At 66.4% G+C, this 16817-nt stretch carries 11 protein-coding genes; 4 read left to right on the top strand and 7 right to left on the bottom strand.

The genetic code is table 11. From position 1 onward, the window contains the following. Positions 1-27: 27 nt before the first annotated feature. Positions 28-1224, top strand: coding sequence for a PQQ-dependent sugar dehydrogenase (locus AAFF32_RS12195; RefSeq protein WP_342315320.1), 1197 nt, complete (start codon positions 28-30; stop codon positions 1222-1224). Between the two features lie 171 nt (positions 1225-1395). Continuing rightward, on the top strand, positions 1396-1830 hold the full coding sequence (locus tag AAFF32_RS12190) for a nuclear transport factor 2 family protein (protein WP_342315319.1): 435 nt from the start codon (positions 1396-1398) through the stop codon (positions 1828-1830). 77 nt (positions 1831-1907) lie between these two features. On the opposite strand, the gene AAFF32_RS12185 is transcribed toward AAFF32_RS12190, so the two are convergent. Beyond that, complete coding sequence (locus AAFF32_RS12185; RefSeq protein WP_342315318.1) at positions 1908-2453, bottom strand: DUF488 domain-containing protein; 546 nt, start codon at positions 2451-2453, stop codon at positions 1908-1910. A gap of 105 nt (positions 2454-2558) precedes the next feature. On the opposite strand from AAFF32_RS12185, the gene AAFF32_RS12180 reads away from it, so the two are divergent. Next, positions 2559-3368: a ferredoxin--NADP reductase gene (locus tag AAFF32_RS12180; protein WP_342315317.1), complete on the top strand. Its 810-nt coding sequence runs from the start codon at positions 2559-2561 to the stop codon at positions 3366-3368. Between the two features lie 15 nt (positions 3369-3383). Here AAFF32_RS12180 and AAFF32_RS12175 read toward each other — a convergent pair whose 3' ends face one another. The 5 genes from AAFF32_RS12175 to AAFF32_RS12155 form a co-directional block, all read right to left on the bottom strand. Next, positions 3384-6512, bottom strand: a complete 3129-nt coding sequence (locus AAFF32_RS12175; protein ID WP_342315316.1) for a hypothetical protein — start codon at positions 6510-6512, stop codon at positions 3384-3386. A 203-nt stretch (positions 6513-6715) separates the two neighbouring features. Continuing rightward, on the bottom strand, positions 6716-7108 hold the full coding sequence (locus AAFF32_RS12170) for a hypothetical protein (protein WP_216958044.1): 393 nt from the start codon (positions 7106-7108) through the stop codon (positions 6716-6718). 19 nt (positions 7109-7127) lie between these two features. Next, positions 7128-7610, bottom strand: a complete 483-nt coding sequence (locus tag AAFF32_RS12165; RefSeq protein ID WP_216958045.1) for a glutathione peroxidase — start codon at positions 7608-7610, stop codon at positions 7128-7130. 312 nt (positions 7611-7922) lie between these two features. Further along, positions 7923-10262, bottom strand: coding sequence for a TonB-dependent receptor (locus tag AAFF32_RS12160; RefSeq protein WP_216961689.1), 2340 nt, complete (start codon positions 10260-10262; stop codon positions 7923-7925). A 481-nt stretch (positions 10263-10743) separates the two neighbouring features. Beyond that, positions 10744-12807 (bottom strand): amidohydrolase family protein, encoded by a 2064-nt coding sequence (locus tag AAFF32_RS12155; protein WP_342315315.1) that lies wholly within the window; start codon positions 12805-12807, stop codon positions 10744-10746. 164 nt (positions 12808-12971) lie between these two features. Here AAFF32_RS12155 and AAFF32_RS12150 point away from each other — a divergent pair, with 164 nt between their 5' ends. Next, positions 12972-15173 carry a M3 family metallopeptidase gene (locus AAFF32_RS12150; protein ID WP_342315314.1) on the top strand — a complete coding sequence of 734 codons (2202 nt, stop codon included), beginning with the start codon at positions 12972-12974 and terminating at the stop codon, positions 15171-15173. A 259-nt stretch (positions 15174-15432) separates the two neighbouring features. Here AAFF32_RS12150 and AAFF32_RS12145 read toward each other — a convergent pair whose 3' ends face one another. Then, positions 15433-16749 (bottom strand): glycerophosphodiester phosphodiesterase family protein, encoded by a 1317-nt coding sequence (locus AAFF32_RS12145; protein WP_342315313.1) that lies wholly within the window; start codon positions 16747-16749, stop codon positions 15433-15435. Between the last annotated feature and the right edge of the window lie 68 nt (positions 16750-16817).

Raw genomic sequence — 16817 nt, 5'->3', positions numbered from 1 at the left:
GCACATCCGGACAGGAGCCCTGCCCCCATGCGCCATGCCCTGCACTGCACCACGCTCGCCCTCGCCCTTTCGATGACGCTCGTCGCCTGCCAGGCGCGCCAGGGCGAAGGCGACGCCGCCCCGGCCAAGGCCGCCACCGCCGCTCCCAAGGCGCTGCCGACGCAAACCGTCGCCAGCCAGAACGGCCAGGTGACGGTCACCACCCTCGCCGGCGGGCTGGAGCACCCGTGGAGCGTCGCCCTGCTGCCCGACGGCGGCTTCCTCGTCACCGAGCGCCCGGGCCGCCTGCGCCACGTCTCCGCCGACGGCGCGGTGTCCGCGCCCATCACCGGCGTGCCGACCGTCTGGGCCGAAGGCCAGGGCGGCCTGCTCGACGTGGTGCTCGCGCCCGACTTCGCCACCAGCAAGCGCCTCTTCCTGAGCTATTCCGAACCCGGCCCGGACGGCAGCGCCGGCACGGCGGTCGCCACCGCCACGCTCGGCGACGGCGCGCTCACCGACGTAAAGGTGTTCTATCGCCAGGAGCCCAAGCTGGTCGGGCCGAACCACTTCGGCTCGCGCATCGTCTTCGACGGCAAGGGCCATGTCTTCATCAGCCAGGGCGAGCGCAACGACCGCCCGACCTCGCAGAAGCTGGACATGCTGCAGGGCAAGCTCGTGCGCCTGAACCTGGACGGCAGCGTTCCGGCCGACAACCCCTTCGTGGGCCGCAAGGACGCGCGTCCGGAAATCTGGAGCTACGGCCACCGCAACATGCAGTCGCTGGCGCTGGATCCGCGCACCGGCAAGGTGTGGGAAGCCGAACACGGCCCGAAGGGCGGCGACGAGATCAACATCCCCGAGCCGGGCAAGAACTACGGCTGGCCGATCATCACCCACGGCATCAACTACTCCGGCCTGAAGATTCCCGAAGCCATCGGCACCTCGGCGCCGGGCATGGAGCAGCCGTATCACGTGTGGGAAGTGTCGCCGGGCCTGTCGGGCATGGCCTTCCTCACCGGGCAGCCGGGTTCGAAGTGGAACGACAGCCTGTTCCTGGGCGCATTGGCGGACGGCAGCCTGATCCGCCTGTCGCTCAACGGCGACACGATCACCGGCGAGGAGCGTCTGCTTAAGGACGTCGGCGCGCGCATCCGCGACGTACGCGTAAGCGCCGACGGCAAGGTCTACGTGCTCACCGACGAGACCGACGGCAAGCTGCTGCGACTGGATCCGCCGAAGTGATGGTTCCCTGCTGAATTCCAGCCCCTCTCCTGCGTCGGAGAGGGGTTCGATCAGCCGTGTCGCCTTTCCCGTACCCAAGTGCTGTCATTCCCGGATCCCCGCCTTCGCGGGGATGACGGCTTCAGATGCCGCACGATGTTTCGGCGGCCGATCCACACGCAGGGCCACGCCATGATCCGGACGATCCTCCTCACGCTCGCGCTGCTCGCCTCACCGACGGCCTTCGCGTTCGAACGCGATGCCGACCTGCTCGCCATGGACGCCACCTGGAACGAGATGCGCATGAAGCCCGATGTCGAAGGGCTCGAACGCATCCTCGCCGATGACTGGATGCTCACGCACTCCGACGGCCGCGTGCAGCACAAGGCCGACTATCTCGACGAACTGCGCACCGCCACACGCCGCAACCAGGGCATCGGCAACGAGGACCTGCGTGTCCGCCGCTACGGCGATACGGTCGTGGTCACCGGCACGAGCGTGCAGTCGGGCATCAGCAACGGCCAGCCGTGGAGCGGCCGCTTTCGCTTCACGCGCGTGTGGGTGCAGCGCGATGGCGCGTGGAAGATGATCGCCTCGCACTCCTCGCGCATCGCCGAGGCGAAGTAGCCATCAGTAGGTAGCCCGGGTAAGCGAAGCGCACCCGGGGCACACCTCGCCGCACCGCCCGAACCTGTCGCCTCCGCTCAAAACAGGTCGCCCTGCGCCGTTACCTCATCGGCGCCGTAATCGAGCCGACCGTCGCGGATGCGCGCCGTCTTCGTGTATGGATGCACCTCGCTGCGATCGGGCGCGATGAGGTGGATCACCTCCCAGTCGCGAGATTTCAGGTTGTCGCTGATGAGCGCGCGGTGGCACTGCGTCCAGTGCGCCTCGGCGCACATCACCGCCGTGCGTCGTTGCGCAGCCAGACGCTCCAGGCGATCGCGCGCGTGCTGGAACTCGTCCGTTTCCATGTAGTCCGCGTAGCCGCGGAAGGACGCATTGCGCCATGCAGTGTTGTGCGAATTCGTGCGCGCCGTACGCCGGCCGCCGAGTTCCACCATCGGCACGTACTCGATGCCCGCCTCCAGTAACGCGGCCGCGAGGTACGCGGCGTCGAACTGCGGGTGCCAACGCGAGGCCGGATAGCGCCGCACGTCGGCCACGGCCTGGATTCCGGCCGGCAGCAGCAGATCGACGAAATCGCGCCATTCACGCGTGGAATGGCCCACGGTCCATACGGTTCGCATGGGCCGGAGCATAGTCCGCGCCCGGTCGCCCAGATGAGAATCAATATTGGGTGAAGCCCCCTGGGCTACAATGGCGCCCGATTCCGCCGCTGCCCCACTCCCCCGATGTCCTCCGCGTTTGGCACCGAGACGGTGCTGGATGTCCGTCACTGGACGGACGACTACTTCAGCTTCACCACCACCCGCGATGACGGCTTCCGTTTCGAGAACGGCCAGTTCGTCATGATCGGCCTGCAGGTCGAACAGCCCGACGGTTCGCACAAGCCTTTGCTGCGTGCGTACTCCATCGCCAGCGCGAACTGGGAAGAGCAGCTGGAGTTCTTCAGCATCAAGGTGCCGAACGGCCCGCTGACCTCGCGCCTGAAGTCGATCCAGCCCGGCGATCAGATCCTGATCGGCCGCAAGCCCACGGGCACGCTGTTGATCCACGACCTGCATCCGGGCCGCAACCTGTACCTGCTGGGCACCGGCACGGGACTGGCGCCGTGGCTGGCGGTGATCAAGGATCCGGAAACGTACGAGCGTTTCGACAACGTCATCCTCACGCACGGCGTGCGCAATGCGCAGGACCTGGCTTACCGGGATTACTTCCTCAACGAGTTGCCGCACCACGAGTTCCTCGGCGAGCAGATCGCCGCCAAGCTCAAGTACTACCCGGCGGTGACGCGCGAGGCGTTCGAGTTCGACGGTCGCGACCAGCGCGGCCGCCTCACCGAGCTGTTCGACAGCGGCCGGATGATGGAACACCTGGGCCTTCCATCGCTGGATCCCGAGCACGACCGCGCGATGATCTGCGGCAGCCCGCAGATGCTCGCCGACTTCCGCACGATCCTCGACGGCCGCGGATTCACCGCCGCACCGCGCATCGGCACGCCGGGGCATTACGTGTTCGAGCGGGCGTTCGTGGAGAAGTGAGGACTACGAGGGTCTTCAACCAAGCGAGTTGATCGATCGCACCAGGGTGTGGAGCGCGGTCCATACGTCCGGCAGCACCAGCGGGAGCAGCACCGCGCCCATCGCCAGGAACTTCGGCCATAGGGCCCGCAACGCGCCGCCGAAGCTGAGGTCATCGCCATGCCGGGTGAACATCGCGCCGAGCATCGGGTCCTTCTCCAGGCGCAGCACCGCAACGACGATGATGGCAAAGCTCGCCAGGAGCAGGCCGATCGACATCGTCCTGAGCCAGCGCTCGTATATCGGCGGGTACGCCGTCATCGCCAGCAGAACCGCCAGCGGCGCGGCCAATGCGCACCAGGCCGAGAACCGGATGGCGACCACAAGCAGCTTGAGCTCGGCGACCAGCTGACGTTGCCACGCATCGAACGTGGAAGCATGGGGTGGATACACGCCGTTTCCGTCGATGATGAGCCTCCCTTCGAGGATCCACGCCCGCAGCGGTCGCGACTTCAGGGCCGCAACGTCCTTTCGCCGCAACTCCAGGTTGAACGGCGTCTGGATGGTCTCCTGCAAGGCCTGCGGCGAGGGCCAGTCCTTCATGCCCTTGCGCGCCTGGACGGACGGAATGCTTCTGGACAGCCACAGCGTGACGCGGCCGAGTTGGCGCAGGTGCGAAGCCAGCGTCACCAGGAAAGCCACGCTGCACAACAGGGCAAGCATCGCGAACAACCAGGGATTGCGCGCATCCACGCTCACCGGCCGGGTGTCGGTGAAGTAGAACGTGAAGACCACGATCAGCAGGATGCCCACCGGAATCAGCCAGGGCCGCCTGCTCTGCACGGCATCGGGCCAGTCGAGGGACCGGCCATACACCTCGTAGCGTCGTCCCGCGATGCTCAGGCGCACCACGCCCACGATCGCGAAACAGGCATAAAGACCCCACAGGCAGTACACGGCCCACAGATCGCGGCCATGGGCCAGGTCGAAGGATGCGTCCAGACCGCCCCACCGACCGATCTGACCCAAACGCACCACCGCGACCAACGCCACCACACCGGCGATGACGGTCAGCCCCCAAAGCAGCGCGCGTCCAAGCGTCGCGAGAGACTCCACGGCCTCCGGGTCCTCCACGGGCGCCGGCCGCGAACGGTCCGAAGACGTCGTATCGCGGGCCAGGAACCAGCGGGTGAGCCATCGCGAGTCGGTGACGAGGTGTCCGGCGAAGTTCGACATTACGCTCCCGCCCGGCGTGCCGCGCACCATCCAGACACCGGCCGCGAAAAGGAAGATCGCCAATAGCGCCATCGCCAGGTACCAGGGCCGCTGCAACGCCATGCGCGAATCGGCGGCGACCATGGTGCTTCGGCGCTCCTCGTCCAGGCTCGCGAATCCGGCCAGGGTCGCCACGTACAGCTTGGGATCGCAGGGGCCGCCGGGGCACATCGCACCCATGACGTATTCGGAAAGACCGCCGTCGCGATAACCCGCGGCCCGTTCGCGATAACCGACCATGAGGTGAACGGCACGGAACATGTTGGCGGCGTGGTCGGTCGAGAACGGGATGCGCATCGCCTTGTCACGCGCCTCGCCCCGTTGCTTCAGGTTGGAACGGTCACTTCCGCGCCGTCGTGCGCAAGCGTCCACTTCGCCGTCCCGCAAGCAGACGATGGGGTCCAACGCGGGCACGATGACGGCGCCACGACTGGTCGCGCGGTAGTCGGGATGCACCATGAGATAGTCCATCTCCAGCATCACCGGCAATGCCGCCGGCAACGCCTTGCGCACTTCACTGAGCAGGAAGAGGCGGTCGCGCACATCGGTGGCGACGATCACCACCACATCCGGCTTTCCCCATACCCGCATCGAATCGAACATGCGGTGCAGCATGAGTTCGTCAGAGCGGGAGCTCAGCGCCGGCTGGTACGGAGGCGGACGGTCGACGCCCGCCTCCGTGCTGGCCATGTCCAGTTCCAGCAACCGCCCCGAACTACCCGTCGCCTGCTGGCGCGCCGCCAGTTCCGCCTTGCGCAGACGCGAGTGCTCGGCACGTATGGACGAGATGTTCGGCGAGAACGGTTTGACCTGGAACCTAAGGCTTCCCTTGCCCGGGCAACGCGGAGGGTCGTCGTCCAGTCGGTTCGCAAGGTCCCGGGCCCCTCGTCCGAAGGTGGATTCCTCTGCCAGAAACACGATCCTGCGCTCGTGCAGCAGGTCGTTGTCGCACAGGTATCGGGTGAGCGACTGCATCTGCCTGTCGAGCGTCCAGGCCAGTGAGCCGTACTCCACCTTGATGCCGTGGACAAAGCCATGTTGAGCGATCCACTGATTGGTCGACACCGACGCCGTGGGACTGATCAGGTTCACTTTGAGATCGCCCGGCCGCCCCGAGCCGTCGCACGTTTCGCCCCCACAGCCGAGCCGGCCTATGGCGACCGCCAGCGACTGCATCGAACCGGAAAAGGAAGGCCCGATCACGTTCAAGGTCTTGCTGCCTGGCGATGGTCGCCGGTTGCAGGGCTCCGCGGGCGACAACGCACTCACCGTCGCCCTGACGTCGTTGAACAGCAGCGCGCACTGGGCAGCCACCGCGAACGCACGCGGCTGGACCCCGTAGCTTGGCGAGTCGCCGACCAGATAGACCAGGTCGTACGCGACGTCGGCGGCGCCCAGGGCCAGTTCGCGACCACGCGCTGCCTCGGCACCCGGTTTTCCGTGTTCCCGCCACCCATCCTTTCGGAACAGAAGCAGGCTGGGCATGCCACGATGCTTGCCATCGTAGCTGGCGGTCCCCTGCACGCCTGCAGTGGGCAGAGCATCGGGCTTCCTCGGTTCCCACGAGAAGGCGAAACCGTCCAACTCGTAACCCTTTGCCTGGTAGGCACTCAGCACCGCCGCCACGGCCATGTCGAACGATTTGCCCATCGTCGTTTCGACCGGGTCGGGCACCGTGACCACCGACGCGTGCAGCACGACCTCGCCATCGGGCGGCAGATGGCGCAGGGGTGTGAGCGCGTTCTGCAACTGCGGCGTGGTGATGAAGTACGGGTTGCTCGGGGGTGACACGAGTGCAGGTGCGGATGCGGATGCAGGCTCACCAGGCGCAGGCGCGGCCGAGGATAGGCCGAGCTGGCAGGCCAGGGTCAGTCCAGCCATCCAGTTCATGATGCGGTGGCATGAGCGCTCTCCCGCCGCCATGCGCTGTACGCAGCCTCGCGACCATCCCCGCCCCGAATTCACGTCCCTGCCCATCGGATACCTCCGACGGTGCCAACGCCGGCCTTTCCGGTGACCGGCCAGCGACACGACGATCGCCGGTCGTCAGCCCACGTGAAATCCCAGCGCGACGTGACGATCGTGCGTCGGGATCAGTCGCTGCCTTCGCGCAACCACCTCTGAGCGGCGACCACGTCAACGAACACGCGCGCATCGATCCCGTGGGCGCGCGCGTAGAGTTCGCAATACTCCACTTCCTGCAAGCCGCGAGGCTTCACGTGTGCGATCTTCAGGCGGCGCATCTGCTCCGGATCTGTGCGCACGACCAGCTCAAGCCATTGCGCTTCCGACAGCGGCCCTCCATGCAACTCGTCGACAAGCAGCACCGCACTGGCTCCCGTCTCATGCGCCGCGCGAAGGATCACATGCCAATATGCGATGGCATTGCCCAGGGTTTCCGCACCATGGACGTCCACGCGCAAGCCCAGCGCATGCGGCGCGACCTCGACCTGCAGCGACGACTCGGAGGAAGTGTCGTGCGTCATGGCGGGCTCGGCGGTCGGCTCAGCTCAGCGCGGCCTCGATATCCTTCGCGATCGATTCCGGCTTGTCGGTGGGCGCATAGCGCTTGAGCACGCGGCCGTCTCGGCCGACCAGGAACTTGGTGAAATTCCACTTGATGCCGTCGATGCCGAGGAACCCGCCCTTCTCGTCCTTCAACCACTTCCACAGCGGATGCGCGGCGTCGCCGTTGACGTCGATCTTGGCGAACATCGGGAAGGTCACGTCGTAGGTGAGCGAGCAGAAATTCTTGATCTCCGCTTCGTCGCCCGGCTCCTGGTGGCCGAACTGGTCGCAGGGGAAACCCAGCACGTCGAAGCCGCGATCGGCGTAGTCGCGCTGCAGCTTTTCCAGGCCCGTGTATTGCGGCGTGAAGCCGCACTTGGAGGCGACGTTGACGATCAGCAGCGCCTTGCCTTTGAACTCGTCCAAGGGACGCGGTGCGCCGTCGATGTCGGTGGCGGTGAAGTCGTAGGCGGTGGTCATGGCGGTGCTCCGGTGACGGGTTCAAGGAAGGATAGCGCGGACCGGTGAACGACCCGCGCGCGCCGGAGCCGTCATCCCGGCGAAGGCCGGGACCCAGGCAATTCACCTTCCGAAGGGCGGCATTGCCTCAAGAACCTGCGATACGGGCCTGGGTCCCGGCCTTCGACGGGATGACGGTGTGGATTCGCCTCGATGACGGCTGCGGATTTGCTGCCACGACGGCATCGAAACCGCGACCACGATGCCCACTGCACAAACAACAACGCCGGGGCAAGCCCGGCGTCGTCGCTCATGCGTTGGAACAGGCAACCATCAGAACGAAGCGCGGAACTCCATGCCCAGCGTGCGCGGCTCGTTGATCATGCCGGTGAGGTTGTTGAAGTCGATCGCGCCCACCACCTGCACTTCGTCGGTGATGTTGCGGCCGAACAGCGCCAGGTCGTACTTGCCGTAGTCCCAGCTGTAGCCCACGCGCAGGCCGCCTTCGGTCAGCGACTTGCCGGTGAATTCCACCGAGTCGTACAGGAAGAAGTTCACGTCGCTGCGGTACACCCAGTCGGTGAAGACGTAGAACTCGTTGCCGTCGTTCATCGGGATGCCCCAACGCGCGGTCAGGTTATGCGTCCACTTCGGCGCCTGCGGCAGGGCATTGCCGTTGATGTTGGCGCTGAACGAGCCGGTGACGGGGTTGAACGTGGTCGGATCGGTCACGGTGCAGTTCGGACGCGCCGGATTGATGCTGTTCGCGCAGGTGGCCACGATCAGGTTCGGATCCTTGATTTCCGTGTCGTTGTAGCTGCTGCCCAGCGTCACCAGCACGTTGTCGGTCACGTAGGCCTGGAAATCCATTTCGAAGCCCTGGCCACGGGTTTCGGCGGCATTGAGCAGGATGTTCGCGTTGCCCTGCGCGCCGCCGACGGCGGTGAGCTGCTGGTCGTCGACCTCGTAGTAGAAGACGTTCGCGTTGATGCGCGCGCGGTTGCCCCACAGGTCGGCCTTCACGCCGAACTCGTAGGAGGTCGAAGTTTCCGGCGTGGCGACGGACTTGGCGTTGAACGCGCCGGCGGACTGGATGCTGCTGCCGCGATAGCCGGTGGCGACGCGCGCGTAGAGGTTCACGTCGTCGTTGATCTCGTACGTCGCCGCGAGGTCCCAGCTGAACTTCTTGTCCTTCGGCGAGGCCGACAGATCGCCGTCGGGCTCCTGCGCCGCCAGCTGCTCCAGCGTGCACTTGCCCAGCAGGACGCACGGCACGAAGCCGGTGTTCCAGTATTCCTCGACGGTCAGTTCCTTCTCGTCCCAGGTGTAGCGGGCGCCGGCGCGCAGTTCGAGCGCGTCGGTGGCCTGCCACGTCGCGGCACCGAACACCGCCCACGAATCGTTGGTCTGGCGAATGCGCTGGTAGCCGTCCGGCGTACCGCCGGCCAGGGAGTCGTAGCTGAAGCTTTCGACGTCGTAGTCTTCATTGAAATAGAACACGCCGCCCTGCCAGTTCCAGGCAGTGCCGGTGTTGGACTCGATGCGGAATTCCTGCGTGTACTGCGCGTGGCTCGGAATGCCGTCGGCCGTTTCCGAGGCGAACGGAATCACGCCCGGACCGGACAGGCCCGGCGGCAGGAACACGGCGCCGTAGCCGCCGTCGATGTCGCCGCGGCTGTAGGTTTCCACCGACTCGTAGCCGGTGATCGCATACAGCGTGTAGGTGTCGCTGAGGTTCCAGCTCAGGCGCGCGCTGGCACCCTTGCTGTCCAGCTCGGAATGGTTGAGGCCGTCGAGGGTGACGCTGTCCTCGTCGAAGCCGTCGACCAGGTCGTTGGTGCCCGGCTTGATGATGTTGGCGCGGAACAGGCGCGCGGTGCCGTTGAGGTGGCGCGCGTGGACGTTGAGCAGCAGGTCCCAGTCGCCGCCGTCGTACAGGGCCTGCACGCGGGCCGCGGACTCGTCGTAGCCTTCGAAGCCGTCATTGGGGCCGTCGAAATCGTTGGTGACCCAGTCGTCGCGACGCTGGAACAACGCCGAGGCGCGCGCCGACCAGTTCTCGCTGATGCCGCCGCCGACGGCGCCTTCGAAGTTCACCATGTTGTCGGTGCCGACGCCGAGCTTGCCGTAGCCGCTGAACTCCTGCGCCGGACGCGCCGACTCGAACTTCACCACGCCCGCCGGGCTGTTACGGCCGAACAGCGAACCCTGCGGGCCGCGCAGCACTTCCACGCGGTCCAGGTCGAACACCGGGAAGCCCTTCAGGATCGGGTTTTCCTGCACGACGTCGTCGTACACCAGCGACACCGGCTGCGAGGTATTGAGGCGGAAGTCCGTGTTGCCGTAGCCGCGGATGTAGAAGCGCGGGAACGCGCGGCCGAACGAGGATTCGATGTTCAGGCTCGGCACGCGGCCGGACAGGAAGCGCACGTCGGTGCCGCCGGAGCCCAGGACATCCAGCTCCTGCGCGTTGATCGTGCTGACCGAAACCGGCACGTCCTGCAGGTTCTCGACCCGGCGCTGCGCGGTCACCTGCACGGTGTCCAGCGTGGTGGCGGAGGATCCGGTCGTCGTGGGCTGCGCATCCTGCGCGAAGGCGGCCTGGCCCGGCAGCATCAGGGCGATGGCGACGGTCAGGGCGTGGCGGGGAAGCTTGCGCGAAGCTTGCGGCATGGAAGGCATGGAAACGGTCTCGATGGGTGGCGCCAGGCGATAGGCGGCGCCAAGGGTTCGAAGGCCGACGCATCGATGCCCCTCTCCGACATGCGATGCGGCGATGCAAAGGGTCAGACCGTCCCTTGACGGCCTCGGCGCGGACCCGGTCCCGCGCCATGGCAGCTCGACATGACGGGCGAATGTTACCAGAGTGTTAAAGGCCCGTACCGGGCCGTATTTGGCGCTGTCCGTTCCTTGCCTTCTCCCCATGCGGAAGAAGGTGCCCGAAGGGCGGTTGAGGGGAGCACGCCAGCATCGTAGCCCGGGTAAGCGCAGCGCACCCGGGGTGCGGTCGCATTCCCGGAGGTCGCGTTCCCGCGTGCGCTGCGCTTACCCGGGCTACACGGCTGGCGTGCTCGACAGGCACCACCGCCGTCCATGGCGATGCGCCTGGCTCCGGATCGCCCTGCCCGGCCCTCCTTGGCCGGTCGCCGCAGGCCTAGCGGCCCACCTTCACCGCCGGCGCGAACGGCTTGATCCCCAGCGCCTCATGGATCTCCGCCGGGTAGTAAGCCGTGTCGCCCTTCAGCACCAGCGCCACCTTGCGGATATCGGCGATGTTCTTCGTCGGATCGCCGTCGATCAGCACCAGGTCCGAACGCTTGCCCGGCGTGATCGAGCCCCGCTCGGCCAGCGTGCGGCTGTACTTGGCGCCGTTCCAGGTCGCGACCTGCAGTGCCTGCGCCGGCGTCAGGCCGGCCTGGACATACAGCTCCAGCTCGCGCTGCAGGGTGAAGCCAACCATCTCGTCGGTGCCCGCCACCATCGGCACGCCGGCCTTGTAGGCGCGACCGACGAACTCGACCATCTTCGCGTACGAGCGGTTGTACTTCGCCGCCGTGGCGTCGTCGGGGATGTTCATCTCCGCCGCGCGGCGACCGCGCTGCACGTCCGGCGGCAGGTGGTCGGCGACATCGGCCACGATCGGCGACATCTCGCCCTCGCGCTGGTGCAGGAACTCGAACGTCGCCAGTGTCGGGTCGATCACCACCTGCTTAGCTGCCAGCGTCTGGATGAAGTCCTGCACCGGCTTGCTGTCCAGGTCCAGGCCGTCGGTCTTGTCGGCGGGCAGGTAGAAGCGCGCCAGCGTGCGCGTGTCGGTCTTGTCGTCGACGAAGAAGTTCAGCATCAGCTGATTGATGTGCTGGATCTCGTCGAAGCCGTCGTCCACCACGTCCTGCGCGCGCAGGAACGCCGGCACGTGGCCGCTCACCCGCATGCCCTTGGAATGCGCGTAGGCGACGGTGTCCTTGAGGATGTCCTTGGGGAACGAGTTGTAGATCTTGATCTGCGGATAATGGTGCGCCGCATACCAGTCCACCGCCTTCTTCGCGTCGTCCAGGTTCTTGACCACGAAGCCGTTGCGCGCGGAGAACTTGCTCTCGCCTTCGATGAAACCGGCCGGCACGACATCCGGCGACATCAGCGTGCCGTCCTTGATCTCGCCCATCATCTGCTGGAGCGTGGCGTTGTCGTTGCCCATGTCGCGCACGGTGGTGACGCCGGCGGCGAGGTTGAGCCCACCGTCCCAGCGGCCGACATGGCCGTGCATGTCGAACAGGCCCGGCAGCAGCACCTTGCCGTTGGCGTCGATGACGTGGTCGGCGGCCGCAGCCTTCTTCGAGGCGGGAATGATGGAGACGATCTTTCCGTCCTTCACCAGCACGTCGCTGGCGGCGCCGAGCGTGGCCTTCTCGCTGTCGAACACACGCGCATTGCGGATCAGCGTGGTGCCCGCGAGCGGATGACCCAGGCGCTTGGCCAGTTCGACCAGCGCCTGGCCTTCGGCCTTCTTCTGGCGCGTTTCCAGATCGTTCGCGGCGGCCTGGCAGCCGTCCTCGATCAGCTGCAGGAAGCCCGGATAGATGTAGGCGAACAGGCGCGGGTTCTCCCCGGTCGTCGCCCAGGCGAACGTCGGCACCAGACCGACGCCGGTCATCGCCACCAGTTGCACGTCGCGCGTCTGGGTCCCGCATTGCACCTGCGTCTGTTCCACCTTGCGCGAGGTGAGCGTGCCGCTGGGGATCATCGGCAGCTTGCCGTCCGGCCGCTGCGAGAGCGCGTTGAAGGCGACCGAGAAGCTCGCCGGTGAACCGCCCAGCGGCTGGTAGAGCGCCGTGCCCGTGACCGTCTGCGTGCCCTGGTCGGAGGTGGACTTCCACTGCGCCTGATCGCCGTCGCGGCGGAAACTCTCGTTGATCTTCGCGCCGAAGGTGGACGTGCCCTGCACCTGATAGGTCTGGTACGTGCCGTCGGGCGCGAGAGTGAACGCCTCCTTCAGCTCCGGCCCGCGGCCGTTGTCCTTGAAGATGAAATCGACCTTGGTCGTGCCGTCGGCCTCACGGGTCACGATCTGATGGCCGGCCTGCTTGCCCCCGTCCACCAGGGCGACATAGCGCAGCGTCTCCGCCGCCAAAGCATGCGGTGCGAGGGCCAGCAGCCCCAGGGCCAGCGATCCGGCCAGCGCGGCGCGCGCCCGCGTCTGGCGAGTAGTCGTGTTCATGTCCATCTGTGTCCCGGTGTGGCCCGGACCGGCGGTCCGGTGTTCCCGGAGTGTAGCCAGCCTGTGCCCGTACAGGCCGTTCATCTCCCCATGCCTTTCGTCATGGGTCCGCCCGAGGCCCTTCGGGTAGGCTTCGGGCTCCCTTTGACGAGGTTTCCGTACCCATGAAGCACCCTCTCGCCCTGGCGTTGGCCGTGGCTTTGGCCGCAACCGCCCCCACCTATGCCAAAACCCCCAAGGCAGACACCGCCGTGAGTGCGCAAGCCGCGAACCCGTTCTTCGCCGATAGCCCGCTGTCCCTGCACTACCCGCAGTTCGACAAGATCAAGGACACCGATTTCGCCCCCGCCTTCGACGCCGGCATGGCCGAGCAGTTGAAGGAGATCGACGCGATCGCCAACAACACCGCCAAGCCGACCTTCGACAACACCATCATCGCGATGGAGAAGTCCGGCCGCACGCTGAGCCGCGCGACGGCGGTGTTCTACAACCTGGTCGGCACCGACACCAATCCCGCGCGCGAGAAGCTGCAGGGCGACTACGCGCCGAAGTTCTCCGCGCACCGCGACGCGATCAACCTCAACGGCAAGCTGTTCGCCCGCGTGAAGGCGCTGTACGACACGCGCGACTCGCTGGGCCTGGACGCGCAGGGCGTGCGCCTGATCGAGCGCTACTACACCGACTTCGTCCGCGCCGGCGCCAACCTGTCCGACGCCGACAAGACCAAGCTCAAGCAGATCAACTCGCAGCTGGCCGCGCTGGGCACCAAGTTCAGCCAGAACGTGCTGGCCGAAGTGAATGCCTCCGCCGTCGTGGTGGACACGAAGGAAGAACTCGACGGCCTGTCCGACGAGCAGATCGCCGCTGCCGCCGAAGCGGCCAAGGCGCGCAAGCTCGAGGGCAAGTACGTCATCGCCCTGCTCAACACCACCGGCCAGCCGCCGGAGTCCTCGCTGACCAACCGCGCCCTGCGCGAGCGCATCCACAAGGCGTCGGTCGCCCGTGGCGCGCGCGGCAACGAGTTCGACAACACCGGCATCGTCGCCCAGGTCACCAAACTGCGCGCCGAGCGCGCGAAGATGATGGGCTACCCGAACTACGCCGCCTACGTGCTGGAAGACGAAACCGCCAAGACGCCGCAGGCCGTCAACGCGATGCTCGGCCAGCTCGCCCCGCCGGCCGTGGCCAACGCCAAGCGCGAAGCCGCCGACCTGCAGGCGATGATCGACGCCGAACAGAAGGCCAAGGGCCAGCCGACGTTCAAGCTGGAGCCGTGGGACTGGTCGTTCTACACCGAGAAGGTTCGCCAGCAGAAGTACAGCTTCGACGAATCGCAGCTCAAGCCGTACTTCGAGATGAAGAACGTGCTGGAGAACGGCGTGTTCTTCGCCGCCGGCCAGCTGTACGGCCTGAAGTTCAAGGAGCGCACCGACCTTCCGAAGTACCACCCGGACACCTGGGTGTACGACGTGTTCAACGAGGACGGTTCGCAGCTGGCGATCTTCATCTTCGACCCGTATGCGCGTGCGTCCAAGCGCGGCGGTGCGTGGATGAACTCCTACGTCGACCAGTCGGGACTGATGGGCTTCAAGCCGGTCGTGGCCAACCACCTCAACGTTCCCAAGCCCAGCGACGGCAAGCCGACGCTGCTGACCTGGGATGAAGTGACCACCGCGTTCCACGAGTTCGGCCATGCGCTGCACGGCATGTTCTCGAACGTCGAGTACCCCTACTTCAGCGGCACCAGCGTCCCGCGCGACTTCGTCGAGTACCCCTCGCAGGTCAACGAGATGTGGGCCGACTGGCCGTCGATCCTGGCCAACTACGCCAAGCACTACCAGACCGGCGCGCCGATGCCGAAGGAACTGCTCGACAAGGTGCTGGCCAGCTCGAAATTCAACCAGGGCTTCGCGACGACCGAGTACCTCGGCGCGGCGATGCTCGACCAGAACTGGCACCAGGCCACCGAAGGCCAGCTGCCGGCCGCCAACGGCGTGATGGGCTTCGAAGCCACCGCGCTGAAGAAGGACGGCGTGGACTTCTACGCGGTGCCGCCGCGTTACAAGACGCCGTACTTCAGCCACATCATGGGCGGCTACGCGGCCGGCTACTACGCCTACATCTGGTCGGAAGTGCTCGACGCGAACTCCGTGCAGTGGTTCAAGGAGAACGGCGGCCTGACCCGCAAGAACGGCGACCACTTCCGCCAGTCGCTGCTCTCGCAGGGCGGCAGCACGGATGCGCTGCAGCTGTTCCGCAACTTCGCCGGCCACGATCCGAAGATCGAGCCGCTGCTGGAGAAGCGCGGCCTGACCGCCGCTCCGGCCGCTGCGCAGCCGACGGGCAAGGCGGCTTCGAAGAAGTAAGCGCTTCGAAGCTCGCGTGAAACGAAAGGCCGCCCGGGAAACCGGGCGGTTTTTTTATGGCTGTCGCATCGACCCGCCATTGCCACCTGGCACTGCCACCTGCCGCCGTTCGCCCTGAGCGTAGCGGCGCAGCCGCGAAGTCGAAGGGTGAGCGGGCCGCAGCGCCCAGCCCGTCCATCCTTCGACTTCGCTTCGCTATGCTCAGGACGAACGGTGACAGGCTGGCGTCGTCCCGCTCCGGGTCACGGTGGGGCGTTGCTCACCTTCCCCGAACCCCATTCACCTCAAGAAAAATCTCCCGCGCCAGCACGCCCTGATCCGGCTGATCGATGAAGAACCCCTGCGCGCCGAGCCCATACAACTGCAACGCTTCGGCAACGACCGACTGCGGCACGCCACCCGGCGTCTGCGCGAGGTAGGTTTCCTCCGCGCGCAAGGTATACGGATGCACCTGCAGCCCTGCCTTCAACGCCCAGCCCAGCATCGGATGGACGATCCCCGTGCCCTGCCCCGCAAGCTGCGCCTTGCCGTCGCCGTCGGCGTCCACCGGCGCGGCCAACGTCGTGCGCGGCAACAGACTGCCCTTCCACGGGCCGACGCCGCTGGCGTAGTTCGCCTTCATCCATGCGAGCACGGCTTCGTTCGCGAACGCACCGTAACGCGTGGCGGCATTCAATCCGCCCGGCACCTGCTGCGCGAGGCCGCCGTAGAGCGCCGCGAGATCGGCGCCGTGGGCCACGTTGTAAGCCACGTCGTAGGGCGTTGCACTGACGAAGTCGTCGTAGAGCTGCACCAGCGGCAGGTCGATGCCCGCCGCCGGCATCAGTTTCGTCTTCAGCTCGATCAGGTTCTCGAACTCGAAGCTCTGCACGTAGATGCGACGCGGGTCGGTGAAGCCTTCGGCGACCAGCGTCTCCACCAGCTTCGCGCCGAGCGAGGTGTGGATCGGCGTGCCGTCCAGACGCCGACCTTCACGCGCGAAGTACGTTGGATGCTTGGTTTCCGGATAGATGCCGATGCGACGTCCGTTGCGGCTTTCGCGCTTCACCAATGCGATGACTTCGGCCAGTGTGGGAATCGCATACAGCCCGTCGAAGCGCGTGTTGCCCGGGCGTATCGCCGGGATCCGCTCCTTCGCACGCAGCGTCTTCAGCTCGGCGAGCGTGAAGTCCTCGGTGAACCAGCCCGTCATCGTCACGCCGTCGATGGTCTTGGTCGCGCGGCGATTGGCGAACTGCGGATGCGAGGCGACGTCGGTGGTGCCGGAGATTTCGTTCTCGTGACGCGCCACCAGCACGCCGTCCTTCGTGGCGACCAGATCGGGCTCGATGAAATCCGCACCCTGGCGGATCGCCAGGCGATAGGCCTCCAGCGTGTGTTCGGGCCGGTAGCCGCTGGCGCCGCGGTGGGCGATGACGATCAAGCCCTGGCGGCCGGGTGGGTCCGACGGACGGTGGCGGTCATGGGTCATCGCCGCATCATCGGCGAAAGCGGTGGGCGTGGCGATGCAGCAGGCAAACAAGGTGACGGTGACGGCGGCGACACGGGCCAGGCGCCCGGACAACAACGTATGCATGGTGCGCTCCTTGCGTTCAGGGGACGCCGGCTCCCCCGTGCAACCGGCCGCGTCATGCTCGTCGTTCA

This window comes from Lysobacter sp. FW306-1B-D06B (assembly GCF_038446665.1).
In the GTDB taxonomy this organism is placed as follows: Bacteria; Pseudomonadota; Gammaproteobacteria; order Xanthomonadales; family Xanthomonadaceae; genus Lysobacter_J.
This window is presented reverse-complemented; position numbering and strand designations above follow the sequence as displayed.

Coding starts and splice junctions, on each gene's coding strand:
- AAFF32_RS12195 (WP_342315320.1), top strand. CDS start 28: ATGCGCCATGCCCTGCACTGCACCACGCTCGCCCTCGCCCTTTCGATG.
- AAFF32_RS12190 (WP_342315319.1), top strand. CDS start 1,396: ATGATCCGGACGATCCTCCTCACGCTCGCGCTGCTCGCCTCACCGACG.
- AAFF32_RS12185 (WP_342315318.1), bottom strand. CDS start 2,453: ATGCGAACCGTATGGACCGTGGGCCATTCCACGCGTGAATGGCGCGAT.
- AAFF32_RS12180 (WP_342315317.1), top strand. CDS start 2,559: ATGTCCTCCGCGTTTGGCACCGAGACGGTGCTGGATGTCCGTCACTGG.
- AAFF32_RS12175 (WP_342315316.1), bottom strand. CDS start 6,512: ATGAACTGGATGGCTGGACTGACCCTGGCCTGCCAGCTCGGCCTATCC.
- AAFF32_RS12170 (WP_216958044.1), bottom strand. CDS start 7,108: ATGACGCACGACACTTCCTCCGAGTCGTCGCTGCAGGTCGAGGTCGCG.
- AAFF32_RS12165 (WP_216958045.1), bottom strand. CDS start 7,610: ATGACCACCGCCTACGACTTCACCGCCACCGACATCGACGGCGCACCG.
- AAFF32_RS12160 (WP_216961689.1), bottom strand. CDS start 10,262: ATGCCGCAAGCTTCGCGCAAGCTTCCCCGCCACGCCCTGACCGTCGCC.
- AAFF32_RS12155 (WP_342315315.1), bottom strand. CDS start 12,807: ATGAACACGACTACTCGCCAGACGCGGGCGCGCGCCGCGCTGGCCGGA.
- AAFF32_RS12150 (WP_342315314.1), top strand. CDS start 12,972: ATGAAGCACCCTCTCGCCCTGGCGTTGGCCGTGGCTTTGGCCGCAACC.
- AAFF32_RS12145 (WP_342315313.1), bottom strand. CDS start 16,749: ATGCATACGTTGTTGTCCGGGCGCCTGGCCCGTGTCGCCGCCGTCACC.